Genomic DNA, 14,019 nt, shown 5'->3' with positions numbered 1-14,019 from the left:
AATTTTTGTATGATTATAAACTTATTTATGGGAGATTTTATGAGTAGTAGAAGAGAATTTTTACAACATAGCATAGCCTTTAGCATTGGGGCGTTGAGTATCCCAAATTTACTTTTTAGCAGTGAAAAATTAAGACTTGATATATGGAACGCACCTGCGATTATATCGCTTGTTGTGGCTGTAGCAATGAAGCAAGGAGAGGCAAAAAATTTAATAAATTTAAACTATAAAGAGTGGAGAAATCCAGACCAATTAAGAGCTGGGTTTGCTAGTGGTTCGTTTTTGCTTTCAGCATCACCTATAAATGTAGGGCTAAATTTGGCAAATCAAGGGCTTGATGTAAAAATGCTAAATATCTTAACAAATGGATTAAACTATATATTTAGCAAGGGTGAGAATTTAAACTCATTAAAAGATTTAGAAGGCAAAAAGCTAATTATGGCCTTTAAAAATGATTTGCCAGATATTGTCTTTAGAGCATTATGTATAAAAAATAGCATAAATTTAAATGAAATCGATATCACATATGTCCAGACTCCACCTGAGGCGATGATGATGTTTTTTAAAAAAGATTTTGATAATATCCTTATATCAGAGCCTATGGCCTCAGCAATGAGCTTAACAGCTAAGAAAAATGGAGTAGATGTAAAACGATCTTTAGATATACAAAAAATTTGGGCTGATACATTTAAACAAGTTCCTACAATTCCACAAGCTGGATTAATAGTAAATGGCAAGTTTTATCAAGAAAATTTGGAATTTTTCAATACCTTTCATAAGGATTTAAAAGAGGCTTTAGTATGGATAAACTCTAGTTTTGATCTAGCAGCACAATTTGGCTCTAAATACCTTCCTATCCCGCAACCAGCAATAAAAGAAGCTCTAAATTATGCGAATTTAAAAGTAGAACGATGTCAAGATATCGCTCAAAATTTAGATCTATTTTTTGATATTATTTATGATATAAACCCAAAATTAATAGGAGGTAAAATGCCTAGTAAAGAGCTATATCTATGATAATAAAAGATGGAATTGAGATTAAGCTAAGCCCTTTGCATAAAATTAGTAACTATTTAATTGAAGGGCTTAGCGGACTTGGACTTATAGCTATATTTTTAGGCGTATGGCAGATCGGTTCTGAGTTTAGCGGTAGTTTTATCTTACCAGCTCCACTTGATGTGCTTAAGCGTTCATTTGAGCTAATTACAAGTAGCAATAGCCAAATTTCACTAACAATATATAGAACAGCTATTAGTATAGTTTTGGCCTTTATTATTGGGTGGGTTTTGGGCGTAATTGCAGGTAGTTTTAAAACCTTAGCCAAAATTTTTAAACCGCTGATGGATATATTTTTAGCTATGCCACCGATTATATGGATTGTTTTGGCTCTGTTTTGGTTTGAGTTTGGAGATATGAGTGTGATTTTTACTGTATTTATAGCAATTTTTCCTTTGAGTTTTGCTAATTCTATGCTAAGTGTAATTACGCTTGATAATAGACTAAATGAGGTTTGTATAGCTTATAGATTAAATTTAATCAAAAGATTAAAAGCCTACTATCTACCGCATATCTTACCCTATCTTTTAAATTCGCTAAATATCATAACAGCTATGGGGGTTAAAATAGCAATAATGGCCGAGCTTCTTGGTGCTAGTGATGGCGTAGGAGCTAAGATAGCTGATGCTAGAGCCTACCTTGATACTACTGAGGTTTTGGCTTATGTAGTTATTATGATAGGGATAATTTTGCTTTTTAATTTTCTTGTTATAAAACCTATTAATATTATATTTTTGCCTTGGATTAAGGAGAACTAATGGGTGTTTTAAGTGTTGAGAATTTAAGCTACCATATAGCTCAAAAAGAGATTATAAAAAATTTTAGTTTAAATGTTAAAAAAGGCGAGATTGTTACGCTTTTTGGTCCAAGTGGATGTGGTAAAAGTACATTTTTAAGAGTTATTAGCGGACTTTTAAAGCCAAATGATGGAAAGATAAAAATATGTAAAAAAATAGCCTATATGTTTCAAGAGCATAGACTTTTTGAGAGTCTTAATGCCTATGAAAATATCGCCATAGTAATGCAAAAGCCAGATCCAAACCAGATCTATTCTATGCTTGAAGAGCTAGGCATTAGCAAGCAAGAAGCAAGCAGATATCCAAAAGAGCTAAGTGGCGGTATGAGAGCTAGAGTAGCATTTATTAGAGCTATTGTTGTAGGTGCTGATTTAATGCTACTTGATGAGCCTTTTAGTGGGCTTGATTTTGCTATGCGAGAAATACTAATTAACAAATTAAAATCAATAGCCAAAAATAGCGGTATTAGTGTAATATTAGTTACTCATGATGTGTATGAAGCGTGTAAGATTTCTAATAGAATTATATTTTTATCAAGATATGGAATGAATATAGAAAAATCACTACAAATTACTCAAGAAAATTTGGACGAAAATATGATTAAATCGCTATTTGATAGTGAATTTAAAGGGAGAATATACTTTGATTAAAGATAGTTTGATTTATGATTTTTTTGCTCATCCGATGAGAATATACTATATTTTTGCTGGTATTTTAGCAATTTTTGGTGCTTTGGTTTTGATATTTAGGATTGGGGATTTTATATCTTTTCATCAATTTATATTTTTAGAGCTTTTTTGTGCTGCAGCTTTTTGCGGATTTTTATTTACTGCTGTGCCTGATTGGGCTAATTATAAAAAAAGTTTAATGAGTTATAGTATAAGTGGATTTCTCATTTTAATTTTAGCTTTAATATCTCAAATTTTAGGATTTAATGGGCATATTTTTATAGCTATTTTTTGGAGTTTTTTAGCTTTAGTTGTATCTTTTTGGCTTATTTTAGGTAAAAATTATGATAATTTTGCCTTAATCTTTTTGCTATTTAGTATCACTTTGGTTGAAATTTTAGGGCTATTTTATGGGCTTAACTCTTATGCGCTTTTGCACTGCTATGTAGCTGGAATTATTTTAATTGGTTTTAGAGTTAGTATGACGCTTGGCAATCTTGCACTTGATAAAAAATTTGGCAAAGATAATAATACATATACATTTATTCCAAATCCAATTTTAAAAAATATATCATTTTTATCAATTATTACTTTAGCTTATGCGACTCTTTTAAATTTAAATTTAGAAACACAAGGATTTATAGCTTTTGGAGCTGGGCTTATCACTCTTAGTTTGCTAGCTCAATGGCACTATAAATTCTTTCTTAGTGTGCATTATACATTGATTTACTATATTTTACTTTTAGGTAGTGGGATTTTATATAGCGCTTTTGGATTAAATTTGCTTTTAGGGCTTGATTTTAGTAGCAAGATTTTGCACGGGATTACTATTTGGACTCTTCTTGGGTTTGTATTTTTTATCTTTAATGTATCATCTCTTCGCCATAGTGGTCAAGTTGTTTTAAATCTGCCAATATGTGGCAAAATGGGGCTTGGGTTTTTATTTATAGCAGTGATTTCTAGGGTATTTTTATCAGATTTTTGGGATAGTTTTTACATTACAGTGCCAGCTATTTTTGTAGGTCTTGTCTTTTTGATGTTTAGTGGAAGGTATTTTATAATCTATAAGAACAATCCATTTACAGATGATCCTAAATAATTTAAAAGCAAAATTTAAAAAATAAAGATATAATTTAGCAAATTTGCATATCCTAAGGATAAAAATGAAACCTAAATACCACTTTTATAGCAATACAATATACGCATTAAGCGGCTTAAAAGCGATGGTAAAAAATGAACACTCATTTAGAATTGAGCTATTTATCATTATACCCTTATTTATAGCTATTTGGTTTTTGCCACTTAGTGGTATAGAGCAGATTATACTTGGGGTAAGCTTGCTTTTTATCCTTGCTATGGAGTGCGTAAATAGCGCTATTGAGGCTTGCGTGGATATCATCACTCCAGATTTTCACCCTTTAGCCAAAATCGCCAAAGATTGCGGGAGTGCAGCTGTATTTATAGCTATTAGTAGTGCTGTTTTATGCTGGGGTGTGATAATATTTGGGATGGTTTTTGATGCTTAGAGATAGTGCCTATTGGGATGAGTTTTATAGCTTAGAACACGATGAGATTAAAGAGCCTAGCAAATTTGCTAAATTCATATTTAATAATTTTTTGCGCAATAAAAACAAAGCAAGCTTGATCGAATTTGGCTGTGGTAATGGTAGGGATTCTTTATACTTTAACGCTAAAGGTATTGATGTTGTAGCTATTGATGGTTCGCATATTGCTATTGAGAATTTGCAAAAACAAAACCAAAAAGCTAGCTGGATTTGTGCTGATTTTACTGCGCCACTTAACCTAAAAGATAAATTTGATATATGCTATAGCCGTTTTACGCTACATGCTATTGATGATATCGCTGAGCTAGGGCTGATAAAAAATGTCAAAAATTTACTCAAGCCTAGTGGGCTTTTTGTAGTAGAAGCTAGAAGTATAAATGATGATAAATTTGGAGTTGGTAAGGCTGTGGGAGAGAGGGAGTTTATAAGCGATGGGCATTATAGAAGATTTATAGACCCAGATATATTTAAAGCAAATTTAATCCAAAATGGCTTTAAAATTGTTGATATTGATGAAAGTAGCGAGTTTGCCCCAACACCAGGGCAAAACTGCGTCTGCATTAGAGTCATTGCCTCGCTATAAGTGCTTCTAATTCGTCCTTGGTTTTTAAATTTAAATAGTCATTTGAGCTAAATCTTTTTGGCATTTCTAAGTAATTTTTACCATACATAAACTCTAAATACTCATTATAATGCTTTAATACATTTAGCTCAAAACCCATATACTCAAGCCTAGTAAATCCGCCTTCAAAAATCTCCTTTGGAAAATAAAAATATCTCCCATCATCATAATCGCACACCATAAAATTTTCATACTCATCAAATAGACCAATATCTATAACAATACTCTCTAATAGATTATTTGTGATACAAATTCGCTTAATCTGGCCATCTGTTCTTACAGCTGCGTCGCCTTTGACATAGCGTAAATTTAGCTTATATTCACTACCTAAAAAATGCGGAAGCTCTCTGGCTAAATACTCCAAATCAGCATAATTCATCACATATAAATCCACATCACTAACTACGCTTAAAGAGTTACCACGAAGCAGTGAAATAAGGGCAGAATTACACAAAAAATAGTCCATTTTAATCTCTTTAAAATAGCCATCGAGCACTCTCATAATCTCATCAGTAGCTACCTGACGAGATGGAGTAGAAAATGATATATCCTTTTCATCTAAAACTTTTATCTTACTTTTATCTATTAAATTTAAGAGTTGAGCCTCCATCTCATCAGCCCAAATTCCACCCAAATATACATAATCAAATTTAAGATTTACCACATTTTGCACGCTATAAATCTCTATATCGCAATATTTTGTGCCTTGTTTATTAGGATTATTATCTATAAATGCAACTATATTAAACTCATCTTTTAAAGCTCTATATATCGCTCTACCAGCTGCTCCAGTGCCAAATATAACTATATTTTGCATATTGATACCTTTTGTTGATTTTTATTATTTTAACATATACAAAGGTTAAATTTAGTAAAATTTTAGCAAATTTTTACGCTTTTTAAAATGCATAGGGGGGGGGTGGCAGTGCAATCAAGAATTACAAATCTTATAATAAAAATTGCAAAAGAGTTAAAAAATAGCAATAATATAGATGAAAATAGCAATCAAATTATAGCAATTTATGGAAAATATAGCTTTGATAATATCGCTTTATTTATCGCTCTTTATCTAAATCAAAACACTATAGCAATGATACCAAATATAGCGCATACCAAAAGCTATCTAGATAGCTCTAATGCTCACAAACTCATCACTTTAGATCGCAAAATAATAGATCTAAAAACCTCAAATCCTATAAATAACAAACTTAAAAATAAAAATGGATTAATACTATTTTCTAGTGCTACTTTAGGCAAGCCAAAGGCGATATTGCATGATTTAAGCAGATTAATTAATAGTCATAAAGATAAAAAAGAGCGAAATTTAAGAGTTTTGCTATTTTTGCTTTTTGATCATATTGGTGGGATAAATAGCCTACTTGCTGGACTCATAAGTGGCTCTACTCTTGTCATAGCAAAAGATTTTACCCCGCAAAATATATGCAAAAGTATAGAAAAATTTAAAGTCAATATATTGCCAACTACTCCAAGCTTTTTAAATTTATTATTAATTAGCAAGGAGTATCAAAATTATGATTTAAGCTCTTTAAGGCTGATAACTTACGGCACTGAACGCATGAATCAAAACCTACTAAAAAGATTAAAATCAACATTTAAAAATCTTAAATTTATTCAAACTTTTGGCACTAGCGAGACTGGAATACTACGCACTATATCCAAATCCTCAAGCTCAACACGCTTTAAGCTTGATCCAAATGAGTATAAGATTGTAGATGGAAGGCTATTTTTAAGATCTGATACTATGTTTTTAGGCTATTTAAATCACGATGAAAATATCAATCAGTGGTTTGATAGCGGGGATTTAGTTGATATTGACAAGGATGGTTTTTTGCAAATTTTAGGTAGAAGCAAGGAGCTAATTAATGTAGTTGGCAATAAGCTTTTAGCCTGTGAGATTGAGACTTGCATAATGGAACTTGAACAAATTAGTGATGTGATAGTATATTCTAAGCCATCTTTAATCACTGGAGAAATGGTAGTATGCGATGTAGTAAGCACTCTAAATAAAGATGACACCAAAGCGCTCATTAAATCTCACTGCAAAGCTAAGCTAGAGAGATATAAAGTACCTGTTAAAATAAATTTAGTTAAAAAAATTGATCTTACTAATCGCTTTAAAAAAGATAGAAAGCTTAGATAAACTCCACCTTGCTATTATCAGCTAGAGATTTTACCCTATTAATTAGCTTGTTATTTAGTGAGATAAATTTGGATTTTTCTAATTTTAGGGTGTAGATCCCATCACTTTTGATTATATCAAAGCCAAAAAATTGATTAAATCTCAAGGCGTTTTGATTGTTTGATTTAATCTTAGAGTAGATAAAATCGCTATCTTTTAAAATTTTTGATAAAAATAGATAAGCAAAAATTGATCTTATCAAAGGCTGGGCACTCTCTTTATAAAAAATCCCCCAAAAGCCATTATTAAAACTCACCCCACCCACAATATCATCATTAAATATCATCGCAAAGTATGAGCCTTTTGGCAAATTCAAAATCCAGCTATTGTGAATTTGTATATCAATTACGCCACTATCTAAGCTAATACCTCTAATTGCCTTATTATTTCTAATGCTTAAAATCTCAAAGCTCTCATCTAGACTTAGTAGTTTATAATCTTTAAATACAAATTTCATATCGCACCCCAAAATAAATGTCTTGATAAAAATTTAAATAGTATTATAACATTAAAAGCTATGTTTCATATGGGGGGGGGGTTCGTAGTGCCATCAAATCTAACAAAAAGCCCCCACTAAGCTTAAAAATAATTTTCTTTATTACTTGGCAAAGTAGCCAAATATGGGCTTTGAAATTAAATATTATTTACGAGCCTATCACTCCGCCATCTTTTTTGCGGATTTGGACTATTGTGCTGCGTGGGGTTGAGTTGCCACCATTTGGGTAGTGGCTACTAGCTAGATTTTCGCCTGGGTGTTGGATTCCTACAAACATAGTTGCATAATCTTCATTAAAGGCAATGCCCGTAATCTCACAAGCAACTGGGCCGGTTAAAAATCTTCTAACCTCGCCGGTGATAGGATTAGCGCATAGCATTTGGTTGTTTCCCATCCCTTCGTAATCGCCTTTATTTGAGTATTTACCATCTGTTTGTATCCAAAGTCTGCCAAATTTATCAAATTTCAATCCATCTGGGCTATTAAACATATTTTCTACATTGATATTGCTAGTTCCTTTTCTTAAATCATTTGGATATTTCAAAGGATTTCCCGCAAGCAAAAATATATCCCATTTAAAGCCACTATCAGCGTGATTATCGCCTTTTGGGGACCATCTTAGGATGTGGCCATAGATATTATTGGCTCTTGGATTTGACTCGCTTATTTCTACTCTTTTGGTGTTGTTAGTTAGGGTTACATATAGGTATTTTCCATCTGGGTCAGCTGCTATCCACTCAGGTCTATCCATAGGTGTAGCACCGACTATGCTAGCTGCTAATCTAGTATTTATCAAGACATCGCCTTGATTATGAAAGCCATTTTTGCTATCTAAGCCATTTTTGCCATATTCTAAAGCCACCCACTCTCCTACGCCTGTAAAATCGTCGGTATCTTTTAGTTTGGCTACATATAGTGTGCCTTCGTTTAAAATATCTCTATTTGGTTTGTTTGGATTGTATTTGGCTTTGCTGACAAATTTATACATAAACTCATTAACTTCATCATCGCCCATATATACCACGACTTCGCCATTTTTGGCTATTACTACTTCGGCATTTTCGTGTTTAAATCTGCCTAGGGCGGTGCGTTTGATTGGGGTTGAGTTTGGATTATATGGATCTATCTCTACTATCCAACCAAAGCGATTTGGCTCATTTTCGTTTTTAGCGATATCGAATCTCTCATCTAGTTTCCACTCATAATTCTCACCTTTTACGCTAAGGCCATAGCGTTTTTGTGCTGGATTAAATGCATAATTCTCATCACTAGACCCAAAGAAATCATTGAAATTCTCTTCACAAGTAAGATATGTCCCCCATGGCGTTTTGCCACTAGCGCAGTTATTTATAGTTCCATAGACTTCGCTACCGCTCTTATCGGCTTTTGTTTTCATAAGCTTATTAGCTCTAGCTGGGCCTTGGATCTCCATTTTGGTATTAGCTGTGATTCTGCGATTGTATGGTGAGTCTAGCACAACGCTATAATCCCCATCGCTATCTCTAGCTATCTCAAATATACTTACTCCAACGGAATTTTGCTCATACTTAACATCATCTAAGCTCATATTTTTGCCATGGTGATTAAACATTATTTCTGGATTCATATACTCATTATTAACAGCTAAAATCGCTCTATCTTCATCAAGGCCAAACCACGCCATACCATCGGTATTATCGCCAAATACCAAATTCGCATTTGCTATGGCTGCTTTATTGATAGTTTTGCTCTCATCAAAAGGCGTTGCCTTGCTAAAGAGCGCATCGCCCCAACTAATTAACTTTTTAGCCTCATATCCTTCAGGGACTATGACGCTATCGCTTGTGCTAGGGGCGATTTGTTTAAATCCTATTAAATGTTTTTTCTCATTGGCTAACACACTAGAAGGCGAAAAAAATCCCGCATAAGCCAAAACAGCGCTAGAAACTTTCAAAAAATTTCTTCTTTCCATAAAAAACTCCATATGATAAATTATGACGAAATTATAAAATCAGCTTGTAAAATTTTTATGATATTTTGGTTAAAAATATGTAAAATTTAGCCTTAAAATCTTAAAATACAAATTTATAATATCTAAGGGAAGTAAGATGAGTAAAAAGATATTTATTTTAGGCACTGGCACCGATGTAGGTAAGAGCTATATAAGTGCGTTAATAGTAAAGAAAATGCGTGAATTTGGACTAAATACCAGCTATTTCAAGCCAGTTTCTAGCGGAAATTTGATAGATGATAATGGGGAGATAATCCCGCTTGATGTGAAGTTTGTGCGTGAGTTTTCTAAGATTGAGCTTAGCTATTCTCAAATGAGTGCTTATAATTTTATCAAGCCCTATTCTCCGCATTTATCGGCTAAAAATGAGAATAAGAGCGTAAATATGGATATTATCATATCTAAATTTAAAAAGCTAGATGAAATTTGCAATTTTATGGTAGTTGAAGGAGCCGGTGGTGCGATATGTCCGCTTAGATATGATGATAAGAAGATAATGCTACTTGATCTGGTAAAAACTTTAAATTTAAGCGTTATAATAGTATCAGATGCAACCCTTGGAGCGATAAATCAAACTGGGCTAACTAGCTTTTATCTAAGGCAAAATGGCGTTAATATAAAGGGCGCGATATTAAATAATTTTGATGAAAATTGCCCCATTTGCATAGATAATAAAAAGATGATAAATGAGCTATTTGGTCTAAAAATTTTATCTTGCGTAAAAAGAGATGAGCTAAGCTTGGATATAAGCAAAAATGAGATTTTAGATATTTTTAATTAAGGATAAATATGCTTTTAGATATAGCAAAGATGGATTTGGAGCTAATATGGCATCCGTGTTCGCAAATGTATGATTATAAGGAGCTACCACCAATTGTAATAAAGCGTGGCAATGGGGTTAAAATTTATGATGAAAATGATAAAGAGTATATCGATATAATCAGCTCTTGGTGGTGTAATCTACTAGGGCACTCAAATGAGTATATAAACAATGCTATTAAAAATCAGCTTAATGAGATTGAGCATGTGATATTTGCTAATTTCACGCACGAAGGTGCTGTGAGATTAGCTAGTAGATTAAGGCAAATTCTTCCGCCCAAGCTAGATAAATTTAACTTTTCAGATAATGGCAGCTCGGCTGTAGAGAGTGCGCTTAAGATGGCGTTTCAATATCAGCACCAAGTAGGCAATACGCATAAGGATAAATTTATCTGTCTAAGTAATGCTTATCACGGCGAAACTATCGGTGCTTTGAGCGTTGGGGCTCTTGATTTGTATGCTAAAATTTATGAGCCAATGCTGATGAAGGCTATTCGCTTGCAAGCCCCTGATATGTATAGAAGCCAATTTGATGGTAGTTGCGATGAGATAGCTACTAAATATTTTGAGCATTATGTTATGCCAGTTTTTGAAAGGTATGGCCATGAGAGCGTGGCTTTGATAGTTGAGCCTATACTTCAAGCTGCTGCTGGAATGAAAATATATCCACCCTTATATCTTAAAAAGCTACGGCAAATTTGCGATGAGTATGGAGTGCTACTAATAGCTGATGAGATCGCTACTGGATTTGGGCGGACTGGGCGGATGTTTGCTTGTGAGCACGCAAATATTAGCCCTGATATTATGACACTTTCAAAGGGGCTAACTGGCGGATATATGCCAATGTCTATTACGGCTACTACTAATGAGATTTATGATGCTTTTTATGCACCATACTCGCAAGGCAAGGCCTTTATGCACTCTCATACATATAGCGGCAATCCACTTGGATGCGCTGCGGCAAATGCGGTTTTGGATATATTTGAGAGTCAAAATATATTAAGCCAAGCCCAACAAAACGCAATCTATCTAAAAAATGAGATAAACTCTGCTCTAAGCTCGCATAAAAATGTAGGTCAAATTCGCACTATTGGGCTGATAAACGCAATTGAGCTAGTGGAGCAAAAAGATGGCAAAAAGGCATTTAACCAAGCCTTAAGAACTGGATATCAAATTTATAAAAAAGCTTTAAAAAATGGTCTTATACTAAGGCCACTTGGCGATGTTATATACTTTAATCCACCGCTAAATATTCAAAAAAATGAGATGGATGAGGCGATAAAAAGGTGCGTAAAAAGCATAGATGAGGTGCTTGGAGGATTTTGATTATGTTAAGCAGATGAAAATAGCGAATTTATAACTTAAGCTAAAATCATTGTTAAAGTGTGAATTTAAGGCTTCAATACTGCTTTTTGTAAGCTTAAATTCGCCCTTTATATTATTTACTCCAGTATGTTTAAGGTGAGTTAAAAGCTCTTTTAGATTGTTAAATTTTAGCCTGATTTGGCTCTCTTGTGCATTTAGAATTTCAAAATTTTTACTAAAAATTGCTTTTAGTTGGTCTAAATTTTTATACTCTAAACTCTGATTTGTAAAACTTGAAAGCTCTTTTAAAGTCCCATCAATAAATATACTAAAAGCCAAAATCCCACCACTTTTTAAGCTAAATTTGAGCTTATTAGCCAAATTCTCAAGGGCATTAATCCATTGAAAAACTGAGCTTGAGATGATTAAATCTTGTTTATTTTTAATCTTTAACTGGGTAATATCGCCTATTTGAGTGCTAAATTTACTCATAAATTCACTCTCATAAAGGTCATTTAAAATCAAATTTTCATAACTCAAATTCTCCATAATCAATCTTGTCAAAACCCCACTTCCAGCACCAATCTCATAAATATCATCGAAATTTTGTCTATAATCTTTAAGAGTTTGTATCAAAGCATTTGCCGCATAAATCTGCGGTTTGGCATAAAGGTCATAAAATTTCGCACTTTTAAATTTCAACTATCTCTCCAAAGCTTTTAAAATTAAAAAATATAAAATGCGGAGCGTTTATAATCCTAGCTTTATCCTTAAAATATTCTAAAACCGCCCGATTATCGAAGACTAAATCACGCTTACTAATATAAGCCCTATCCCACGAAATAGCGTTCTCACAAGGCAAAATAGCGTTTTTATAAAGATTTATAAGCTCGATTTTAGCATTTTGATTAAATGTAAAATCTTTAAATTTTTGCTCATTAATGCCTAAAAAACAGAGTTTTTTAAAGCTTTCAAAATCAAACTCGCTTATACTTTTATAAAAAATATCTTTTTTAATCCCATATTTTTCATCTATTCCAAAAGGGGTGCCATTTATGGCAATTGCGACTTTTAAGGGGGTATTTTTTAGTGCCAAATTTGCAGCCCAAACACCCATAGACCAAGAGATTAAATATATATCTTTATTGGCTAAAATTTCTCTATCAAAACTAAGATCACTATAATCACTAACCACCAAAAGCCCATAATCTCCAAGCTCTAAGTGGCTAATGCTACTTTTATCAAAGCCATAACCCAAGAATAATACAATGAGTTTTTTAGCCTCTTTAATAAGATCAATTTTCATCTAAAAGCCTTTTTAAACTCATCAAATCGCTATCTTGTAAATCCGCCCTTAAGCTAATTCTAAGTCTTGCCTTGCCACTTGGGACTGTTGGTGGGCGGATAGCTGGGACAAAGTAGCCAAGCTCGTTTAACGCCTTTGAAAGCTCTAAGGCCTTGGCATTTTCTCCAACGACAAAAGGGCAGATATGGGTTGAGTTGAGATTTAAATAATTTATCAAATTTACTAAATTTTCACGCCGTTTTGAGTGATCTTGAGCTAGAATAAAATTGCTCCAAGCTACATTTATAGGTGGTATAGAAGTAGAATATATCAAGCTTCTAGCACTATTTATAAATATATCTTTATATTCTTTGCTACCTAAAAGCACAGCTCCACTACTTCCTACAGCCTTACTAAGCGTAACAAGGATAAAATCAATATCACAGCTCATATCGCCACAAATTCCAAGCTCATTTAAGGCAAAAAACGAGTGAGCCTCATCTATATATAACATAATATTATCATAACGCCTTTTTAATGATAGCATAAACTCTATATCAGCCCTATCCCCATCCATACTAAAAATAGCTTCGCTTAGAATTATAATTCGTTTGAATTTATCATAATTTTGCTTAACTAAACTCTCTAATGCTTCATTATCGTTATGGGCGTAGCGTTTGAAATTAGCATTTGATAATTTTAATGCATCAATCATACTAGCATGAATTAATTTATCAGCTATAAAGAGCGTATCATCACTATTTAAGGCACTAATACAGCTTAAATTCGCACAATACCCAGAGTTGAAAATTAACGCACTTTTTTTAAATTTATTCTCAAACCAACTCTCCAAACGCTCAAATTCATCACTTGAAGTATAAACTAGCCTACTAGCCCCAGAGCCAAAATACCACTCACTATCTAAACAAATTTGCAAAAATTCATCTCTTAATGCCCTATTACTAGCTATCCCAAGATAGTCATTGCTGCCTAAGTTTAGCAGTCTTTTGCCATTTAAGTTTAGAAATTTTGAGCTTATGCTTGAGTGCTTTAACTCTCTAAAGTTATTATCTTGCTTTGCTTTTTGTATATCAAACATTATAAACTCACTTAATTTAGCTTTATAAAATTTAGCATTATATCAAAAAATGAAATTAAAAATAAAACAACATTTCAAAAATACCTAAACCAAAAATCTAATGATTATTCAAAATTC

15 protein-coding genes are annotated in these 14,019 nt (G+C 32.9%); 9 read left to right on the top strand and 6 right to left on the bottom strand.

Annotated features, from left to right (window positions below; translation table 11 throughout):
- Nucleotides 1-39: 39 nt before the first annotated feature.
- The 6 genes from CVIC12175_RS00715 to CVIC12175_RS00690 all read left to right on the top strand — a co-directional run bounded on the left by CVIC12175_RS00715 (nt 40) and on the right by CVIC12175_RS00690 (nt 4,669).
- Nucleotides 40-1,017: an ABC transporter substrate-binding protein gene (locus CVIC12175_RS00715; RefSeq protein WP_192940157.1), complete on the top strand. Its 978-nt coding sequence runs from the start codon at nt 40-42 to the stop codon at nt 1,015-1,017.
- Complete coding sequence (locus tag CVIC12175_RS00710; RefSeq protein ID WP_086315768.1) at nt 1,014-1,814, top strand: ABC transporter permease; 801 nt, start codon at nt 1,014-1,016, stop codon at nt 1,812-1,814. Before CVIC12175_RS00715 ends, CVIC12175_RS00710 begins: the two co-directional genes overlap by 4 nt.
- Nucleotides 1,814-2,503 (top strand): ATP-binding cassette domain-containing protein, encoded by a 690-nt coding sequence (locus CVIC12175_RS00705; RefSeq protein ID WP_086315767.1) that lies wholly within the window; start codon nt 1,814-1,816, stop codon nt 2,501-2,503. Before CVIC12175_RS00710 ends, CVIC12175_RS00705 begins: the two co-directional genes overlap by 1 nt.
- Entirely contained in the window at nt 2,496-3,620 is a 1,125-nt protein-coding gene (locus CVIC12175_RS00700; protein WP_086315766.1) for an NnrS family protein, read from the top strand. Before CVIC12175_RS00705 ends, CVIC12175_RS00700 begins: the two co-directional genes overlap by 8 nt.
- Nucleotides 3,621-3,684: 64 nt before the next feature.
- Nucleotides 3,685-4,047, top strand: coding sequence for a diacylglycerol kinase (locus CVIC12175_RS00695; RefSeq protein WP_192940156.1), 363 nt, complete (start codon nt 3,685-3,687; stop codon nt 4,045-4,047).
- The gene (locus tag CVIC12175_RS00690; RefSeq protein WP_086315765.1) at nt 4,040-4,669 is read left to right on the top strand and encodes a class I SAM-dependent methyltransferase; all 630 of its coding nucleotides are present in this window, start codon (nt 4,040-4,042) and stop codon (nt 4,667-4,669) included. The genes CVIC12175_RS00695 and CVIC12175_RS00690 overlap by 8 nt, the downstream gene beginning before the upstream one ends.
- Here CVIC12175_RS00690 and CVIC12175_RS00685 read toward each other — a convergent pair.
- The gene (locus CVIC12175_RS00685) at nt 4,653-5,525 is read right to left on the bottom strand and encodes a nucleoside-diphosphate sugar epimerase/dehydratase (protein ID WP_086257190.1); all 873 of its coding nucleotides are present in this window, start codon (nt 5,523-5,525) and stop codon (nt 4,653-4,655) included. The two genes, CVIC12175_RS00690 and CVIC12175_RS00685, sit on opposite strands and share 17 nt — an antisense overlap.
- A gap of 102 nt (nt 5,526-5,627) precedes the next feature.
- Here CVIC12175_RS00685 and CVIC12175_RS00680 point away from each other — a divergent pair, with 102 nt between their 5' ends.
- Entirely contained in the window at nt 5,628-6,869 is a 1,242-nt protein-coding gene (locus tag CVIC12175_RS00680) for an ANL family adenylate-forming protein (protein ID WP_192940155.1), read from the top strand.
- Here the strand turns inward: CVIC12175_RS00680 and CVIC12175_RS00675 are convergent.
- Complete coding sequence (locus CVIC12175_RS00675) at nt 6,862-7,365, bottom strand: hypothetical protein (RefSeq protein ID WP_086315763.1); 504 nt, start codon at nt 7,363-7,365, stop codon at nt 6,862-6,864. The two genes, CVIC12175_RS00680 and CVIC12175_RS00675, sit on opposite strands and share 8 nt — an antisense overlap.
- Nucleotides 7,366-7,552: 187 nt before the next feature.
- A complete protein-coding gene (locus CVIC12175_RS00670; protein WP_086256334.1) occupies nt 7,553-9,355 on the bottom strand; it encodes a PhoX family protein in 1,803 nt (600 codons plus the stop codon).
- A gap of 136 nt (nt 9,356-9,491) precedes the next feature.
- Between CVIC12175_RS00670 and bioD the strand changes: the two genes are divergently transcribed.
- Both bioD and bioA read left to right on the top strand, forming a co-directional pair.
- Nucleotides 9,492-10,175: a dethiobiotin synthase gene (gene bioD, locus CVIC12175_RS00665; RefSeq protein ID WP_086256335.1), complete on the top strand. Its 684-nt coding sequence runs from the start codon at nt 9,492-9,494 to the stop codon at nt 10,173-10,175.
- A gap of 8 nt (nt 10,176-10,183) precedes the next feature.
- Nucleotides 10,184-11,539 carry an adenosylmethionine--8-amino-7-oxononanoate transaminase gene (gene bioA, locus CVIC12175_RS00660; protein ID WP_086315762.1) on the top strand — a complete coding sequence of 452 codons (1,356 nt, stop codon included), beginning with the start codon at nt 10,184-10,186 and terminating at the stop codon, nt 11,537-11,539.
- On the opposite strand, the gene CVIC12175_RS00655 is transcribed toward bioA, so the two are convergent.
- From CVIC12175_RS00655 to CVIC12175_RS00645, 3 genes are read right to left on the bottom strand one after another with little or no spacing between them, the layout of a single operon-like run.
- A complete protein-coding gene (locus tag CVIC12175_RS00655) occupies nt 11,540-12,220 on the bottom strand; it encodes a methyltransferase domain-containing protein (protein ID WP_086315761.1) in 681 nt (226 codons plus the stop codon).
- Entirely contained in the window at nt 12,210-12,824 is a 615-nt protein-coding gene (locus CVIC12175_RS00650) for a pimeloyl-ACP methyl esterase BioG family protein (protein WP_086315760.1), read from the bottom strand. Before CVIC12175_RS00650 ends, CVIC12175_RS00655 begins: the two co-directional genes overlap by 11 nt.
- Nucleotides 12,814-13,902 carry an aminotransferase class I/II-fold pyridoxal phosphate-dependent enzyme gene (locus CVIC12175_RS00645; protein WP_086256339.1) on the bottom strand — a complete coding sequence of 363 codons (1,089 nt, stop codon included), beginning with the start codon at nt 13,900-13,902 and terminating at the stop codon, nt 12,814-12,816. The genes CVIC12175_RS00650 and CVIC12175_RS00645 overlap by 11 nt, the downstream gene beginning before the upstream one ends.
- Nucleotides 13,903-14,019 lie beyond the last annotated feature (117 nt).

The organism is Campylobacter vicugnae (assembly GCF_002139875.1).
Classification (GTDB): Bacteria; Campylobacterota; Campylobacteria; order Campylobacterales; family Campylobacteraceae; genus Campylobacter; species Campylobacter vicugnae.
This window is presented reverse-complemented; position numbering and strand designations above follow the sequence as displayed.

Excerpts from the sequence above, each read along its gene's own strand:
- CVIC12175_RS00715 (WP_192940157.1), top strand. The coding sequence starts at position 40 with ATGAGTAGTAGAAGAGAATTTTTACAACATAGCATAGCCTTTAGCATT.
- CVIC12175_RS00710 (WP_086315768.1), top strand. The coding sequence starts at position 1,014 with ATGATAATAAAAGATGGAATTGAGATTAAGCTAAGCCCTTTGCATAAA.
- CVIC12175_RS00705 (WP_086315767.1), top strand. The coding sequence starts at position 1,814 with ATGGGTGTTTTAAGTGTTGAGAATTTAAGCTACCATATAGCTCAAAAA.
- CVIC12175_RS00695 (WP_192940156.1), top strand. The coding sequence starts at position 3,685 with ATGAAACCTAAATACCACTTTTATAGCAATACAATATACGCATTAAGC.
- CVIC12175_RS00690 (WP_086315765.1), top strand. The coding sequence starts at position 4,040 with ATGCTTAGAGATAGTGCCTATTGGGATGAGTTTTATAGCTTAGAACAC.
- CVIC12175_RS00685 (WP_086257190.1), bottom strand. The coding sequence starts at position 5,525 with ATGCAAAATATAGTTATATTTGGCACTGGAGCAGCTGGTAGAGCGATA.
- CVIC12175_RS00675 (WP_086315763.1), bottom strand. The coding sequence starts at position 7,365 with ATGAAATTTGTATTTAAAGATTATAAACTACTAAGTCTAGATGAGAGC.
- CVIC12175_RS00670 (WP_086256334.1), bottom strand. The coding sequence starts at position 9,355 with ATGGAAAGAAGAAATTTTTTGAAAGTTTCTAGCGCTGTTTTGGCTTAT.
- bioD (WP_086256335.1), top strand. The coding sequence starts at position 9,492 with ATGAGTAAAAAGATATTTATTTTAGGCACTGGCACCGATGTAGGTAAG.
- bioA (WP_086315762.1), top strand. The coding sequence starts at position 10,184 with ATGCTTTTAGATATAGCAAAGATGGATTTGGAGCTAATATGGCATCCG.
- CVIC12175_RS00650 (WP_086315760.1), bottom strand. The coding sequence starts at position 12,824 with ATGAAAATTGATCTTATTAAAGAGGCTAAAAAACTCATTGTATTATTC.
- CVIC12175_RS00645 (WP_086256339.1), bottom strand. The coding sequence starts at position 13,902 with ATGTTTGATATACAAAAAGCAAAGCAAGATAATAACTTTAGAGAGTTA.